General features: G+C 64.7%; 14 protein-coding genes. 8 read left to right on the top strand and 6 right to left on the bottom strand.

All coding sequences use genetic code 11. The features are described from left to right. Positions 1-248 precede the first annotated feature (248 nt). The 3 genes from GA566_RS26990 (at position 249) to GA566_RS26980 (ending at position 4,939) form a co-directional block, all read left to right on the top strand. On the top strand, positions 249-1,013 hold the full coding sequence (locus tag GA566_RS26990) for a sulfite exporter TauE/SafE family protein (protein ID WP_137926373.1): 765 nt from the start codon (positions 249-251) through the stop codon (positions 1,011-1,013). Between the two features lie 282 nt (positions 1,014-1,295). Then, positions 1,296-3,986, top strand: coding sequence for a T6SS effector BTH_I2691 family protein (locus GA566_RS26985; RefSeq protein WP_160474545.1), 2,691 nt, complete (start codon positions 1,296-1,298; stop codon positions 3,984-3,986). Beyond that, positions 3,986-4,939 (top strand): DUF6708 domain-containing protein, encoded by a 954-nt coding sequence (locus tag GA566_RS26980; RefSeq protein WP_160474544.1) that lies wholly within the window; start codon positions 3,986-3,988, stop codon positions 4,937-4,939. The genes GA566_RS26985 and GA566_RS26980 overlap by 1 nt, the downstream gene beginning before the upstream one ends. Here the strand turns inward: GA566_RS26980 and GA566_RS26975 are convergent. Beyond that, entirely contained in the window at positions 4,914-5,546 is a 633-nt protein-coding gene (locus tag GA566_RS26975; protein WP_160474543.1) for a DUF938 domain-containing protein, read from the bottom strand. The two genes, GA566_RS26980 and GA566_RS26975, sit on opposite strands and share 26 nt — an antisense overlap. Before the next feature lie 150 nt (positions 5,547-5,696). Here GA566_RS26975 and GA566_RS26970 point away from each other — a divergent pair, with 150 nt between their 5' ends. Both GA566_RS26970 and GA566_RS26965 read left to right on the top strand, forming a co-directional pair. Further along, positions 5,697-6,302, top strand: coding sequence for a YigZ family protein (locus GA566_RS26970; RefSeq protein WP_160474542.1), 606 nt, complete (start codon positions 5,697-5,699; stop codon positions 6,300-6,302). Then, on the top strand, positions 6,299-6,619 hold the full coding sequence (locus GA566_RS26965) for a 2Fe-2S iron-sulfur cluster-binding protein (RefSeq protein WP_137926369.1): 321 nt from the start codon (positions 6,299-6,301) through the stop codon (positions 6,617-6,619). Before GA566_RS26970 ends, GA566_RS26965 begins: the two co-directional genes overlap by 4 nt. Before the next feature lies 1 nt (position 6,620). On the opposite strand, the gene GA566_RS26960 is transcribed toward GA566_RS26965, so the two are convergent. The 4 genes from GA566_RS26960 to GA566_RS26945 form a co-directional block, all read right to left on the bottom strand. Further along, positions 6,621-7,748: a PHB depolymerase family esterase gene (locus GA566_RS26960; RefSeq protein ID WP_160474541.1), complete on the bottom strand. Its 1,128-nt coding sequence runs from the start codon at positions 7,746-7,748 to the stop codon at positions 6,621-6,623. Positions 7,749-7,843: 95 nt separating this feature from the next. Then, entirely contained in the window at positions 7,844-8,599 is a 756-nt protein-coding gene (locus GA566_RS26955) for a sulfite exporter TauE/SafE family protein (RefSeq protein ID WP_137926367.1), read from the bottom strand. 18 nt (positions 8,600-8,617) lie between these two features. Next, positions 8,618-8,974 (bottom strand): antibiotic biosynthesis monooxygenase, encoded by a 357-nt coding sequence (locus GA566_RS26950; RefSeq protein ID WP_160474540.1) that lies wholly within the window; start codon positions 8,972-8,974, stop codon positions 8,618-8,620. A 59-nt stretch (positions 8,975-9,033) separates the two neighbouring features. Next, positions 9,034-10,194, bottom strand: a complete 1,161-nt coding sequence (locus GA566_RS26945) for a cytochrome P450 (RefSeq protein WP_237380696.1) — start codon at positions 10,192-10,194, stop codon at positions 9,034-9,036. Positions 10,195-10,495: 301 nt separating this feature from the next. On the opposite strand from GA566_RS26945, the gene GA566_RS26940 reads away from it, so the two are divergent. The 3 genes from GA566_RS26940 (at position 10,496) to GA566_RS26930 (ending at position 14,875) form a co-directional block, all read left to right on the top strand. Beyond that, complete coding sequence (locus GA566_RS26940; protein WP_370459358.1) at positions 10,496-10,855, top strand: hypothetical protein; 360 nt, start codon at positions 10,496-10,498, stop codon at positions 10,853-10,855. Positions 10,856-10,951: 96 nt separating this feature from the next. Continuing rightward, complete coding sequence (locus GA566_RS26935) at positions 10,952-12,547, top strand: EAL domain-containing protein (RefSeq protein WP_160474539.1); 1,596 nt, start codon at positions 10,952-10,954, stop codon at positions 12,545-12,547. 300 nt (positions 12,548-12,847) lie between these two features. Beyond that, positions 12,848-14,875, top strand: a complete 2,028-nt coding sequence (locus GA566_RS26930; protein WP_160474538.1) for a bifunctional diguanylate cyclase/phosphodiesterase — start codon at positions 12,848-12,850, stop codon at positions 14,873-14,875. Here GA566_RS26930 and panE read toward each other — a convergent pair. Next, complete coding sequence (gene panE, locus GA566_RS26925) at positions 14,872-15,795, bottom strand: 2-dehydropantoate 2-reductase (protein ID WP_160474537.1); 924 nt, start codon at positions 15,793-15,795, stop codon at positions 14,872-14,874. The two genes, GA566_RS26930 and panE, sit on opposite strands and share 4 nt — an antisense overlap. Between the last annotated feature and the right edge of the window lie 284 nt (positions 15,796-16,079).

The following is a 16,079-nucleotide window of genomic DNA, read 5'->3' as shown; positions in this document are numbered from 1 at the left end:
GGTATGCGGGGCGTTGTGAGCTTTCACGATGTCGCCAATCTACCCGCCAGTGCCGGCCCTGTGAACTTGGCTTTGCGAAAGGGGGCATAAACGGATTCGATAGCCTGCCCCTCCGAATGACACCTCATCACCCGTGCGCCCCGCGACCGACACCACATCGGTAGTTTCCCGAATGTCTGCCCGATGTCCGCGTATCATCGCAGGCTTGGCTGCGCCCCCCGCCCCCACGTTCAACCCGCCGATTCACGATGCCTGACCACTCGCTGCTCTCCGCCCTGCTCATCTTCGGACTCGGAGGGCTGCTCGGCGGCGTGGGAGGCCTGTTCGGCATCGGCGGCGGACTGATCGCGATTCCGGCACTCGGCCTGCTGTTCGGCATGGACCAGCAACTGGCGCAGGGCACCTCGCTGGTCATGATCGCGCCGAACGTGCTGATCGGCTTCTGGCAATACCGCAAGCGCGCCGATATCGAACTGAAGACCGCGCTGATCCTTGGCCTCTCCGCCGTCCTCGCTACCTACCTCTCCGCCAAGGTCGCCACGTCGATGGACGCCGTACTGCTGCGCCGCATCTTCGCGCTGTTCATGATCGGCATGGCGATCTACTTTCTCTGGCGCCTGCTGCCCGGCAAATCCGTCACGCAACAACAGGCGCGTGTCTCCACCGCGTGGATTCCAGCGGTCGGCGTGGTCGGCGGCGCGTTCTCGGGATTCTTCAGCGTCGGCGGCGGCGTCGTGGCCGCGCCCGCGCTCGTCGGCCTGTTCGGCATGCGACAGGCCGCGGCACAGGGACTCGCCCTCGCATTGGTGACCCCAGGCGCAGTCGTGGCGCTGTTCACCTATGCCCAAGCCGGACATGTGGACTGGTACGCAGGCATCCCCCTCTCGCTCGGCGGCATGCTGACCATTTCCTGGGGCGTCGCCCTCGCCCACCGCATGCCCGAACGCCGCCTGCGCGCCGCGTTTGCGGTGTGTCTGATTGCGACGGCGGTGGTGATGCTGGTGCGGGGTTAAGAACCCACCTCGACGGAGGTCAACTAACCTGCCGCGGAACATGCGGGACTAGCATCGCCCTCCCACGCCGTACATCGGCAAACATTGATTTTGCAGTTTCGTATTGGACGCGTTGCAAACACCACGAATCGCACATTCACGGCTCGATGAAATCGGCGTAACGTGCGCCCACAGGTGGTACATCAATTACCGCTGGCCCCCGCCGAATATTCAGTCACGCCGATAACGGAGCGCGAAGTCATGGCGAGTAGGGTGGAGGGAGAAAAGGAAGTCGGGAGTGGGGTGCAAAGAAAGACCACTCCCGAAGATATTTTCCAACGCATGGAAGAGTCGGTTTTGCGCGGCCAGATGGGCGGCAAAATGGACTGTCGATTCTGCAAACACAAGGGATACACCTTCCTGCCCCTGCGCTATGCCGTGGTGTGCAATGCCTCAGCCAGCCAATGGCCTGATCTGGGGTCCACACTGGGCACGAACGTTGCCGACAAGGCGCCAGGCCAGTCGCGTTATACCGTTCGCCTGCTGCGTGAAGGCTATCTGTACGTCCTGGTCGAGCGAAAGCGCGGCCCGCAATGGCAGGGCTACGCCGTCACCCCCGGCGGCATGCTGGCGCAGTTCCCGATTAAATTTCCACCCAATGTGCCGGTGCCATTTACGTGCGATCTGGCCACCGATGGCGTGGGCGCCTCTCTGGTCTCGATCGACAAGATCGATGACGTCTCGGCCATCCACATGCTGTTCTCGCCCGATGTGGTGCCGATTGCCATGCTCGACCAGCGCGCCAGGGACAGGCTTGGCATGCAGACTTTGTCTCCCAAGGAATGGAAAGGCCAGGCTCACACGCTGCAGGCGAACGAACTGACGCAATGGGTGGCGGAGTTCAAGCTGAACATGGACGGGATTGGCGAGATCGACACGAAAGATCCGCGCCAGACCGGACAGAATCAAATTTCGCGTCAACTGTATCCACTGATGGGCGGCCCCGGGGTGGACGTGCCCGATTTCAACCTCCACGGCAAGCGCCTCACGAACCTGATCCAGCGGCTGGAGGATACGAAGTCACCGGCCGTCGTGCTGTGGGACCCCATCGGCATCACCCAGGAGCTAAACCGCTCGCTGCGCGCAGTCGAGGAGGATATCGAGACAACCATCAGGCCGCATGAATGGGCGCTGCAAACCTCGTTCCAGATCGAAGGAATCAAGGATCAGGTGATGATGCAGGCTGCGGTGCCACCCTCGCGCCTTCGTGCCAATCCCTACGAACTCACCGGCGTTGAGGCAGAGAGCGAGTACCGACAATGGGAGCGCGATCCTGAAGGCTGGGTCAGGCTCAATCAGAAGCGTGCCTGGGCCCGTTACGACGCCTGTTACGACGAGGTGGCCCGCGTCGAACTAGTCGCGAGGGTTCGCCGCCTGATCCAGTCCAGGCTGGAGGTTGCCGAGCGGCGATTCACTGACCTGAAAGCGTGGATGGCCAGCTCCGCGCTACTGAACGCGCTGGAATGGTATGCCCAGGATGATGCGAACTGTGGCGTACTGTTCGAGTATCAGGTCACGTTGTGTACCTACGGGATGGGGATCGCCCGAGGCGGACAGGTGTTGCTCAGGGCATGGACCGCGGATGTCGACGGCGGTAGAGACAACCTGATCCTGCGGCAGTTGCTGTTCAACCAACAGGCGGCGCTCGATGAGTTCCGAACCATCGCAAAGGGTCTGAAGGGCAAGCGCGATATCGACACGGCGACCTTGCAAACGATGGTATCGCACATCGCCAGTACGTTCGACAAGGCGGCAGCGATTGCCGCAATGGGCGAAGGGGGGATGGTGCCAGTCGGCATGGGTGGCGTTGCCGCCAAGTTCGTACTCGCCCAACAGATGTACGCGACCATCGGGCAATCCGCGTTGCAACCGCTCAACCCGGTGGTGACCAAGTTCTATTCGCTGTTGCTGTACATGCGCGGCAGCGCCCGAGCCTACGCGCAAGGGGTGTCCGATGCGGTGTTTGGCATATTCGACGCGGCTCATGCATCCCGGGCCCACCTGCCGCTGGAACAAGCGGATCGATATAGAAAGGTGCTGGCGGAAGCCGCTGCCACTGACAACAGACGAAACGCCAACTACATCGCGTTGCGGTTTTCGACAGGACTGGCTTGCGTCGAACTCCTGAATCTTGGAATGAAACTCCATGCATCGCAGGGGCGGGATCTAAATCAGCGCGAGCAACGGGAACTCATTGCAGCAACTGCCGCGACGTCCGGCGCCATCGCAATCTCGGTCGCCCAACTACCGAAGGTGGTACGCAACGGGACAAAGTGGATTGACCATCTGGCGCTGGGCAGCGGAGTGCTGGGTGGATTTGCTGCGGGATTGATGGCGGTTCAGGCGTTTGAAGATGCCTGGGGCGCACAGGACGACAGTCGCATGTTTGCCGCCAACGCGTTGTATGTGAAGGGCGCACTGGCCGCAACGGCTGCGGTCGGCTCAACGTTTGTGGGGCTGCTATTTAGCGGGCCACTGCTGCAAGCAATGGGGAAGTTCATCAGCGGCAGCAATTACGGAGCTGTTGTCGAGAATTTCGGGAAACATATCGCCGCCTACGCAGAGCGCAAGATTGCCCATCGCGCATTGGCCGGTGTGACAATCAGAGCCGCAGCGACAACGGCGGCGGGTTTCGTTGGCTGGGTCCTGGTCCTGTATCAAATGGGCGAGTTTGCAATCATGTCATCGAAGGACAATCCGGTGCAGGTCTGGTTGACGCGCTGTCGCTTCCGCAAGCCGATCGCAGCCTATCGAGACTTCTGGACCGAGATCATGCATCGAGATCAGGCTGGCAAACCTTACGTCAGTCATGACGAGGAGGAAGATGAGTTCAAGAAGGCGCTGCAGGGGATGAGGCCCACAGACATGCATGCGCAGGAAATCCCATCAAGTGCGTTGCCTGCGTTGCCACGATCGTCATACGGACTCCGCTGATGTTCGTAGAAGAAACCATCGCTATCGGGTTGAAGGAGTGCCCCGAACTGAATTCCAGCTTGCCCACCGGTGGGATGCCGCATGACGAGCGCGCTGCGGATCGGCCAATTTCCAACCTGTCGGTCTTCAAGAAGAACGACACCTATCTGGAGGTATGCGGACAATTCGAAGCGCATCGTGGATTGCTCGGCTTCGTATTGGGCGCGTTTCCGACTTGGGTGATCTTTGAAAGCATTTCTCAATTGCTCGCCATCGCACTGGGTCTGGTCTATCAAATAGTAACGGACGAATCTGTCAGATGGGGGACCTACATATTCACTTTCATATTGAGATTGCTGATCCTGTGGGCCATTCTCTGGGCCTGCATACGCTTCGCCCTCCCACTGATCCGCAGAGACTATTTCACCTCGCGTCGCACGGTTATTCGCTTCAATCGTGTCACGCGCAAGGTCTATGTCCATCAGCCGCCTCATGCAGGCGGCATCCAGATCCACGACTGGGACGGTGCCACCGCACTGCTCGACGATGCCGTGCCGGACCATGGCGATGGCCGGCTATTGATGGGCTGGCAAGATACCGAAGGCGAGAAAGCGACGGGCCTGATCTTCGTGGGCCGCGCCGCGGGTAACGCTGCCCGTGGTCGCGCCTGGTGGGAGTACATCCGCCGATATATGGAAGAAGGCCCCCACAGCGTACCTAGGCCTCGCCTGCGGCTGTGGAAAGGCGTCTGGCCGCACATGTCGCTTCTGGAAATTTTTTATATCTACCCGGAACGGCTGATACACGGTGGCCCGTTGTGGTGGTTGCTGCTGATCGGACTTGCTCCCATTGATCTGGCTCGCGCCGCATTGCACTGGCTGGCTATGCTGCTGTGCATAGAGCCGCAGTTCCCGCCCGAAATCGAGCACGCAGGGCAGAACCTCCCAACTACCCCCGCCGAAACACCAAACTAAAGTTGTTTGCCGGCATCGCCACCGGTTCATCGCAAGTCAGCCCTTGTGCCGCGCCAAGCGCGACGACGGCTTCCATATCCCGCACACCCCACTCTGCATCCGCAAGACGTAGCTGGCGGTCGAATGCCTCGTTGCTCGGCGCGGTGTGGGCGTCGTGCCGGCGATACGGACCATAGAGGTAGAGCACGCCGCCCGGTGCCAGGCGCTTGCCGGCGCCGGCGAACAGTGCTTCGGCGGCGGCCCAGGGGGCGATGTGGATCATGTTGATGCAGACGATGGCGTCCACGCGATCGATGACGCCCGGCGCGGCCCATGGTTCGCGGCGGACGTCAATGTCCAGCGGCGCGGGCACGTTCTGCAGTTGTGCGTGGGTGGTCCACGCGGCGATGGATTCGCGGTGCGTGGCATCGGGGTCGCTGGGCTGCCAGGTCAACGTCGGCAGCGCCTTGGCGAAATGCACCGCGTGCTGTCCTGTGCCGCTGGCGATCTCCAGCACCGTGCCCGAAGCCGGCAATGCCTCGCGCAATACGGCCAGGATGGCCTCGCGGTTGCGGTCGGTGGCGGGCGCCATGCGGCGCGCGTTGAGGTCTGCGGCGGGCTGGGTCATGCATTCTCCTTGGGGGTCGGTCTCGCGATGCGTCCGGATGACGACGGCGCACAGGCCACAGGTTAGCAGCACCTGGGTCTCTGCGGCGTCAGCCACCGCGCCGCTGCGCTACACTCGCCCTTCTGTCCTGCCGCACTGCTGCTTCACATCTTGCCCACCTACACGCTTGCCGCCCCGGTTCACGCCGAGATCGAGATCCGCAAGAGCCGCTTCATCGCACTGGCCGTACCGGTTCCCGATCGCGATGCGGCCATGGCCGTGATCCATGACCTGCGCACCACCCACCCCACCGCCACGCATGTCTGCTGGGCGCTGCTGGCGGGTGGACAGTCGGGCATGTCCGACGACGGCGAGCCCTCGGGCACCGCCGGGCGGCCGATTCTCGAAGTGCTGCGTCATCACGACCTCGACGGCGTGCTCGCTGCCGTGGTGCGCTACTACGGTGGGGTCAAGCTGGGTGCAGGTGGATTGGTGCGGGCCTACACCGATGCCATCGCCGGTGCGCTCAAGGATGCGCCGCGCGTCGAGCGCATCGCGTTTGCCACGCTGTCCGTGCTGGTGGACTATGCCGACGAGCCGCGCGTGCGCCGCTGGATCGATCAGGCCGCTGCGGACAATTGCTCGCTGATCGATACGGAATACGGCGCGCTGGCGAAGCTCGTTATCCGGCTGCCGGTCACTATGCGCGAATCCGCCATCGCAACGCTACGCGATGCCACGCATGGACGCGCGGCATTTCCGGATGCCGAGGCATGAGCGCAGCAAAGGAAATCGCACACGATGGCGTGGACGACTGCGAATACATCGCCCACCTGCTGCCCGCCAACACCCGGTTTGCAGCGCCGGCGTCCCTCAGCCTGCTCGAAGCGGCGTTGCTCGAAGGATTGCCGCTGCCCAGCTCCTGCCGCAATGGCACATGCCGCGCCTGCCTGAGCAAGCTCCACGCGGGCAGCGTCCGGTATCGGATCGAATGGCCGGGCCTGAGCCTCGACGAGAAGGAAGACGGCTACATCCTGCCGTGCGTGGCGTGTCCCACGAGCGACGTCACATTCGAGCCCGTCGGCACGCGTTGAATCACGCGGGATGTTGGCCGCTGACTGAAAAAAAACGCAGCGCGATTTTCAGGGCATCGGGGCCGGACGGGTCCGAGAACGCCTGCCCCGGCGTGCCGCCGCTCCACGCGTGGCGCAAGCCCTCCACCCGGACCAGCCTCAGGTACGGTCTCTCCCCTGCCTGCCAGTCGAATACATCCACCGCGCGCCGCGTGCCACGCCGCACGCGCCTGGCGGGCTGTGCCTCGGGCTTTGGCATTCCAGCGGGTGTCAGTTCCAGCCACATGGCAGCCGTGGCCGTGGCGTTGTCGTAGGTGACCACGTTGTCTTCGTCGCCATGCAATAGCAGCAACGGCGGCGCGCGGCGGCCGGCCAGTGCCACCTTCGCCGCGAGGATGTCGGGACCGCGTTCGCCGCGCATGGCCTTGCCGGCCTGCGTCGCGTTCAATGCGCTGTAGGGCGCGGCGCCCGAGTGGGAGCCGATGGCGGCAAAGCGGTCGGGGTGGTTCAGTCCCAGCATCGTTGCCATGGCGCCACCTGCCGAGAGACCGAATGCGCAGACGCGATCCGCTACGACGGGATAGCGTCGGATAACGTGGTCGATCATCGCCATCAGCAGCGCGGTTTCCGAGGCGCCGCGCACCGTGGGTCGGAACCAGTTCCAGCAGCGCTGGTGATTGGCGTGCGACGACTGTTCGGGCATCAACACCACCCAGCGCGCATCACGGGCAACGGTCGCCACGCGCGTGCAGGCGGCAAAGCTGGCCGCGTCCTGGCCGCAGCCGTGCAGTAGCACCAGCAGCGGCGCCGGCCGGGCCACGGTAACGCCGGGCGGCACGAACACGCGATAGCGGCGTTGCGCCAGGCGCCCAATACCGAGGCCAAAGCCCCACTGTCCTTCCTCCCAGGCCCCGCCGCCACGGCTGACCGGTGCCCGGGCGGGCGTCACCACGCCGGTCAGCGCCTGCCGGGCTGCCTTGCCGACCGCCTCGCCCACGGCCTTGCTGACCGACTGGCTTTGCTTCTGCGCGGCCCGCATCATCGGATCGGTCACCGTGCGCGCCATGGTGCGCTGAAGCTGGCGCGCACTGCGTGTCGCCTGCTTGCTCAACGTCGTCCACAACTTCATGCCACCGGTGCGCCGCTTCATGCCGATCAGCCCTTTCGTTTCGTGCTGTCACACATCCGTTGCGATGATGCACGAGTATGGCGGGCAATTGTGTCAGCTTCTCGCGGACGCCGGTGTCAGAACGCGCCGCGCAGGGCCAGTTCGGCACCGAGCAGCAGCAAGCCACAGAAAAACAGCTTGCGGAACCGTTCGGCACTGATCCGGTGCCGCAGCCACTGGCCGAGGAACATGCCGCCCAACGCGGGTACCAGCGCCAGCGCCGACGCGCCCAGCACCGGCGTATGCAGCAATGCGCCGCCCAGCGCCAGGCTCACAGCCAGGGCAATCGTCGAAACCGTGAAGGACAGCCCCAGCGCCTGCACCATGCTTTCCTTGTCGAGCCCCAAACCCTGCAGATAGGGCACGGCGGGAATCACGAACACCCCGGTCACGGCCGTGATGGCGCCTGTCACCAGCCCGGCCAGCGGCCCCATCCAGCGCTCGGCACGCGGCGGCACCGTCAACTTGACCGCAGCCAGTCCGAGCACCCCGTAGGCGATTAACGCCACGCCCAGTGCGTTGGTCGCATGCGCCATCAGCTTGGCGGGCACCAGGGCCGCGCAAACCCAGGTGCCGACGCAGATCGTCACCAGCAACGGCCACAGCCGTCGGACAAGTTGGCCAAAGCGTGGTCCGCTGAACAGTTGCACGACGTTGGTCACCATCGAAGGCGCCACCAGCAGCGCGGCGGCCTGGGCGGGTGGCATGACCAGCCCGAGCAGTCCTACCGCCACCGTAGGCAGGCCGAGACCCACCACGCCTTTGACGAATCCGGCCAGCAGGAAGGTCAGCCCGATAAAGGCGATCTCGTGGCTCGCTTGCAGCATGGTCATGCGAATCGGCTCCCTGTATCAGTGTTCGTGCGCGTCGTGGGCAGCCCGGCTGTCGGCCGGCGCTTCGTCACGCTCGTTCAGGCCGTAGTCGCGCAGCACCTGTGCCACGCGCAGCCGATATCCGGCGAAGACGCCGCCGCGCCCGGCAGCCTGCGCCTGGCGATGATCGAGCGTGTTGCGCCATGCCATCACCGCTGCCTCGTCGCGGAAGAACGACAGCGAGAGCAGCTTGCCCGGCGTGGTCAGGCTCTGGAAACGTTCAACGGAAATAAATCCGTCGATGGCCTCCAGCGTCGGTTTCAGATGAGCGGCGATATCGAGATAGGCATCCTGCCGGCCCGGTGCGGGCTCGACTTCAAAGATCACGGCAATCATTCGGGGGCTCCTTCGTTATGGGTATGGGTATGGTTATGGTTATGGAGTATGCGTAGTCGTCACTGGAACTGCGGAATCCGGGCGTTGACCGAGGGACGATAACGCAAGCCAGGCAATAGCCGTTCGGGCCGCACGCCCCGGTCCAGCAGCGCCTGAACCGTAGACGCAGCCAGCATCTGGGCCAGCGCAGCGCCGGGGCAGCCGTGGCGGCCGGTGCCGAATGTCCATGGCCGATCCTCGGCAGGTCCAGCGCCATCGGGATCATGCGCTGCGGCGGCCAGCAGCACCAGTATGGTGTCGCCGGTGCGCAGCGGTTGGCCGCCAATGATGGCATCGGCTGCCATGAAACGGCGCGTGTTCTGCACTGGAGGATCGTCGTGAGCAACTCGGGCGACGCGCGCATTGATATTGTCGCGCGCGGATGTAGGCTCGCGCCCGAGCGCCACCAGCGTGTTGCCGACCAACCCCGCCGTGGCTTCGCACGCCTGGATCATCAGGCCAACGGCATTGGCGATCCACTTCGGCGGCGCGATGTCGGCCAGCGCGGCGTCCTGGCGCAACGCGGCGAGCAGACCATCGTGGGGCGCCGCATCTGCGCACTGCTCGACGTTCCGGGTCAGCCATTGCGCGGCCACGTTGCCGGCTTCCACATCGGCTGCGGAGGCGAGTGGCGACATGGCTGCCGCATAGGTCGCCACGAACCCCGCCATCCGCGTGGATACGTGGCCGTCCTCGTCGTGATGCAGCGGGAGTCCCAGCGTGTCCGCCACAGCGAGCACCGGCAGCGTGAACATCCAGCGCATGGCTTCGTGCGCATCGTCCGACGTGGCGCGCGGCAAGGCAGCCGCCAGTTGCTGCGTCCTCACACGCACGCGACCGAGGTCGAGCCGCATCAGCCGTGCCATCACGATGCCCTTGAGCGCGGCATGCGCGGGCCCATCGTTCATCCGGATCAGCCTGCCGAACAGTTCGCCAGCCGCTGCCCCGGCCAGTGCAGGTGGCACCGCCTGGCCAACCGGCCGTACCCGGGCATCGGAATGGCCGAGCACCTCGGCCACGGCGGCGGCACTGGCGGCCACCCAGAGTTTCAGCGCGGGATCGAAGTGGAATGGCCGTGACTGCGCGAGCTGCCGGTAATACGGATAGGGATCGGCATGGGTAACAGCGGCAATGGGATCGGCGGGCAGCATGGGCGGGGCGTCGATGAAGAATGCACCCATGATCCCAGCATCGGCCCGCCCAATGCTTCGGCATGTCATGAAATATCGAATGTATTCGGGCGCTGCCGCATACCGCCGCGTGGGCCATGCCATCCGAAAGATTGGAGTTGGCATACCATCGCGTAATAGCGGGCGGGACGCGCCGGACCTACTATCAAGTCACCTCTTCGTGAGGACCATCCTCCCTCCGTTGCGCCCGCTCTCCCCGGCGGGCGCTCTTTTTTTTGCTGCGCAATGGAAAGGGGGCCTGCGCTATGATCACGCGCTTCCCCCAAGACCTGGCCACCGCCGCGCACTCCCCGTGATCCTCGATTCCAAGGCCGCGCTTTCCGTCACCCGTACTGCCACCCTTTTCGCCGCGCTCCTGGCGTTTTCCGCCGTGGCACACGCCAACGACATCGCCTGCGATGCACCGGCCACGCCCGCCGGCCGCATCATCTGCGAACACGCGCTCTTCTCGATGGGCTATCAGCGCATCTACAACGACCAGCAGCGCCTGCTGCAGGCTGGCGTGATCTCACAGGCCGATATCGACGGCTTTCGGGCGCGGCGCGACAAGTGCGATACGGCGGCGTGCCTCGATACGGTGTTTTCAGCATGGAAGCAACATCTGGTGGACATCGGCGCCAGCAAGGCGCTGCGAGGCAAGCCGACAAAATAAGGAACACGGGAACCTGATTCCCGCATGAGCCATATCAGACTGTGCAGAGAATCGGGTCTGGTATCCTGCCACGCATTTCCCCCGGCCCGGACGCTCATGAGCAGGCTTCGCCTCTGGTTCTTCATGTTCTGTGTGGTCGCGCTCGGGATCTGCGGGCCGGTGGCCCTTACCACGTGGTTATCGCATGCGTTTGCCGAGCAGATGTTCCGGCAGCGTGTGGACCAGTTCACCGAACGGGCGCTCCAGCGTGTGGAAGCCGTGGCGCGCGATGCCATCGCCGCCGCGCAATCGGCCGATGCATTCACAGGCCACACGTGCAGCGCCGCCCATCTCGACGCCATGCGCGCGTCAGACCTCCAGCATCGCTACGTCCGGCAAATCACGTACCTCGATGACGGGCGCTTCCTCTGCGCGTCGTCGTCGCTCCCTGGCGCCCTGCGCGGTATCGAAGACCAGTCGCGGCCATGGACCCCGCTACCCGAACTCGGCACCAGCTACCGTCCCGCCGGGGCAGCGCTGACGCAGCCCACCATTCAGTTCCGCGTGGGCCGGCACGTGGCGGTGGTCGACGCCCAGTTCTTCATCGACATCGTTCCGCTCGACGCGCACATCCGCCTTGGCATGATCGACACCGGCACGGGCAACGTCGTGGCGGCGTGGAGCGATACCGAACAGGCCACGTTGCAGCGGGCCTGGTCCCGGCAACTCGACGGGCAGGTTCAGGAGGGACGATACCTCGACGTCAAGGCCTCGCGCAGCCTGCCATTCGCCGTGGTGGCCTACGAGCCGTCCGTCGAACTGAACGAGACCTGGGCGCGACTCCTCTATGCCAGCGTACCTTTGGCGCTTGGAGTGAGCGCGCTGGCCACCTGGCTGATGCTGCGCTGGGGCCGGCGCCTGAGCAGCCCGGAACATGCGCTGCGGGGGGGCATCCGGCGCAAGGAATTCTTTGCGGTCTACCAGCCCGTGATGGCGTTGCAGTCCGGTCACTGCATCGGCGCCGAGGCGCTTGTGCGCTGGCGCCTGCCCGACGGACAGATCGCGATGCCCGACAACTTCATTCCCATGGCGGAAGCGACGGGCACCGTCCACGCCATCACCCGCTGCATGGTCGAGGCCGTGCTCGCGGACCTGGGCGCGCAACTGGCCGCGGATCGCAGCCTGCATATCTCGATCAACCTGTCCCCCGAGGATTTCCGCCGGGCCGATACGCTGCCCTTCCTCACGGCAGCGCTGCAGCGCAAGGGCATCCGCGCGCAGCAACTCTGGATCGAGGTCACCGAGCGGGGCTTTGCCAACGACGCGGCCTGCCGCGAGGCCATCGCCGCGTTCCGCCGCGCCGGGCATCCGACATGGATCGACGACTTCGGCACCGGCTATTCGAGCCTGGCCTACCTGCAGGATCTGGATGTAGACGGCCTCAAGATCGACCGCGCGTTCGTGGAGTCGATGACCACCGACGGCCCCACGCGCGGCGTCGGCCCGCACATCATCGAGATGGCGCGGGCGCTGGATATCCGCATGGTGGCCGAAGGCATCGAGACCGAGACGCAGTGTGCGGTTCTGCAACAGCGCGGCGTGCAGTATGGGCAGGGCTGGCTTTTTGGCCGACCCATGCCTGTGGCGGACTTCATCGATTTCTTCCGCCGGCGCGGGCGGCAGGAGGCCGGCAGGGAAGTCACCGCGGACTGATCCGCACAAGCACAGTCCATCTCCGCGGTTCCGTTTTCACACTTCGGCCTTATACTCGCCGGTTCCAATCCGGACCCATGGCACACGTCAAGCGGCCTGATTGGCATGGCACCAAATCGGGGACAGTACCGGTGCCGTGGGCAGTCAGGCACCAGGTTCATGAATATGCCGACCGGCCAACACGGCGGCAACACAATAACAACAAGCAGGAACAAGGTATTTTTTGGGGCGCAGGAAATCGCCTTCTGGTGGCGCGGCGGAGTCGGCAGCGCGCGACCGACAGGCGACGGGCAGGAACTGATGAAGACAATTCGCAGGGCAGCGCAGGCGCAAATCCCTGTGCCCGCCGATCACCGCAGCGGCGCAACCATTGACGCCTCGCTGGCACGGCTCACCCGGCACGACCAGCTACAGGCCGTCTGCCGCACGGTACGTATCTCTATTCCGATCAATATCGTGCTCGGCGTCAGCGTGCTGGCCGTGGCATGGCATGCCGGGCGCGGCCCCACGGCCAGCGCGTGGTTTCTGGTTTCACTGCTGTTCAATGCGCTGCGTATCTGGCTGTGCCGCCTGCCGCTGGGCAAGGCCGGTGCGGCAACGCAGGCCGAGGACCCGCGCCTGCATCGTGCGGTCAAATGGCATCTGCGGATGCATTGCACGCTGGCCTTTCTCTCCGGGCTGACCTGGGCGGCCATCCCCATCCTGTGCGACGGCTATACGTCGCCACAAGCGCTGTTCTACCTGACCGTGGTCTGCGGCATCACGGCCGGCGCCGTCACGCATGGCTTTGCGTATGCGCCGATTCCCCTCTGCTTCATCACGCCGCCGCTGCTGTCTGCTGCCGCGTGCCTGGTGGTCTTTGGCGATTTCGACCGGTACTGGCTTGCCTTCACTACGGTGCTCTACCTTGCGGCGCTTTTCCGGTGCACGCTCGAAAGTGAACAGCAGATCCGCCATTCGATCCGTCTCAAGAACGAGGCCACGGCGATCCAGCATTCGCTGCGGATTGCTCACGAAGACGCGGTCACCCGCGCGGACGAACTGTGGACGCTGGCCAGCCAGGACCCGCTGACCGGCCTGCTGAGCCGCAGCGGCTTTTTCGACCGCGCCAACAAGCGCTTCATGCAGGGGACCAGCGGGCGTCACTGCCTGCTGCTGCTCGACCTCGATGGTTTCAAGGTCATCAACGACGCCTTCGGCCACAAGGCCGGCGACGGCGTGCTGCGCGAAGTGGCGCGGCGGCTCGAAGCCGTGGCAGGCCCCGACATGATGGTCGGCCGCATGGGCGGCGACGAGTTCATGATCCTTTACGATCCGTTCGAAACCTCGGACTGCCCCTCCAGCCTGGCTGCCCGCCTCATCGCCGCCATACGCGAACCGCTGGATGGCTACGAATACTGCCCGGTCGGCATCAGCATCGGCATCTGCCAGGGTCCGGACCTGAGTCTGGACGACCTGCTGCTGTTCGCGGACGCGGCCCTCTACGCCGCCAAGCGACTGGGGCGCAACAGCCACTATGTCTTCGACGAGGACCTGCGCCGGCATCTCAAGATGCAGCGCGATATCGAACGCGACCTGCCGCGCGCGCTGACGGACGACCTGCTCGAAGTCTGGTTCCAGCCGATCTTTGCCGATGGCGGCACGCGGGTGCGCAGCCTGGAGGCGCTGATCCGCTGGAAGCACTGGCGCCACGGCTGGGTGCCGCCGCCCGAGCTGGTGTCGGTGGCCGCCGCATCCGGGCTGGCCGAGCCGTTGCTGCGCGCCACGCTGGCCAAGGTTTGCCGCCTGTCCAAGGCGATCCACGCGCGCGACGGCCGCAGGATTCCCATCGCCATCAATCTCTCGCCCCGGGAAATGGGCCAGGGCGATATCGACAAGCTACTGCTCTCCACGCTGGCCGAGCACGGCATCGAACCTGCCTTGCTGACGGTGGAGATCACCGAGGAAGTGGCGCTCGACGTGGATGCCGTGCAAGGCAAGCTGGCGAACCTGGCCCGTGCTGGCGTGACCATCGCGCTGGATGACTTCGGCGTCGGCTATTCAGGGCTCGGCGCACTGCGGCAGCTTGGCGCGGCATGCGTGAAGGTGGATCGCAGCTTCATCACCGGCATTGCCGGCTCGCCGCGCAACCAGGATCTGATGCGCGCCGTGCTGAGCCTGGGCCGTTCATTCGGCTTCGAGGTGGTTGCCGAAGGCGTGGAATACGAGGCCGACCGACAGGCGCTGATCGACATCGGCTGCAAGACCATGCAGGGTTACCTGCTGGCGCGGCCGATGCCGGAGGCAGACCTGCCGGCCTGGCTGGAAGCACAAATGTCGCTGGCCTAGCCGCCGCGTGCGCGGCGGGCTTCGTAGGCTTTCAGGCTGGTCAGGGCCAGTTGCAGCGTGGGCGCCGCCGTCTGCTGCCGGCGCGCCAGCAGGTCGCCAACGATCTGGTCGGACTCGATGGCTGCGCCGCGCTCGATATCGCGCAGCATCGACGCCGTCATCTTCGAACCCTCGGTGAACAGGTTGGTCCGGGCCTGCTGCAGCGCGGGCTCCCGGATCGGGTGCCCATTGGCGGCGGCGATAGCCGCGCATTCTTCCAGCAAGGCTGCAATCGTCTCCCGACCGCGCGGTGCGGCGAGGATATCGCCGATGGCTGCGCGCATCAGGCTGGTGGACGAGGCCAGCGTGGCCAGGAAGAACCATTTTTCCCACATGTCCTGGAGCATCGACTGGCTGTGCTGCAGGTCGAACCCGGCATTGCCGAACAGGTCGGCCAGCGCCTGTGCGCGATTGCTGGTGCCGGACGGACGCTCGCCGAACGACAGGATATGCATCGGCGACAACTGCACGATGGTGCCATCGTCATCGAGCGTGCTGGAAATCATGCAGCGCCCCCCCATCACGCGAGTCGCGCCAAAACGGGCGTCGAGCTGGTCAAGGTGGGCCATGCCGTTGAGCATCGGCACGATCACGGTTTCAGGTCCCACGGCCGGCGCGATGCCGTCCATGGCGCTGCCCAGATCGTATGCCTTGCAGCTCAGCAGGATCACGTCATAGGGCTGGGCGATCTGCTCGGAAAGTACGCGTGGGGGATCGGGAATATGAACGTCGCCGTGCGGGCTTTTCACGCGCAGGCCGTGTTCTGCGAGTTGCGCGGCCCGACGGGCACGCACGAGAAACGTGACATCGCGTCCGGCCTGCAACAGCCGCGCACCAAAATAGCCGCCAATGGCGCCCGCCCCAACCACCAGAATTCGCATCTTCGACTCCCCAGGTCAGACCCGGCCATGGCAGCCAGGCGATGGGGCATTGTAGTGGGGGGATGGAATTGGTGCTGGCGGTGGATTTGCGCCACTCTCCCGCGCAGTTTGTTCCCCTCTCCCGCGCGCGGGAGAGGGGTTAGGGGAGAGGGCATGGAGGTTCTGCTTGCCGACATGTGGCAATTTGAACCGCTGGGCCCTCTCCCCCGACCCCTCTCCCGCATGCGGGAGAGGGGAGAAAACAAACTGGGAGCGGTATGTCTTCTTAAGTCAGCAGGTTGAAC

Origin of the sequence: Cupriavidus sp. SW-Y-13 (assembly GCF_009793345.1) — a bacterium.
In the GTDB taxonomy this organism is placed as follows: domain Bacteria; phylum Pseudomonadota; class Gammaproteobacteria; order Burkholderiales; family Burkholderiaceae; genus Cupriavidus.
This window is presented reverse-complemented; position numbering and strand designations above follow the sequence as displayed.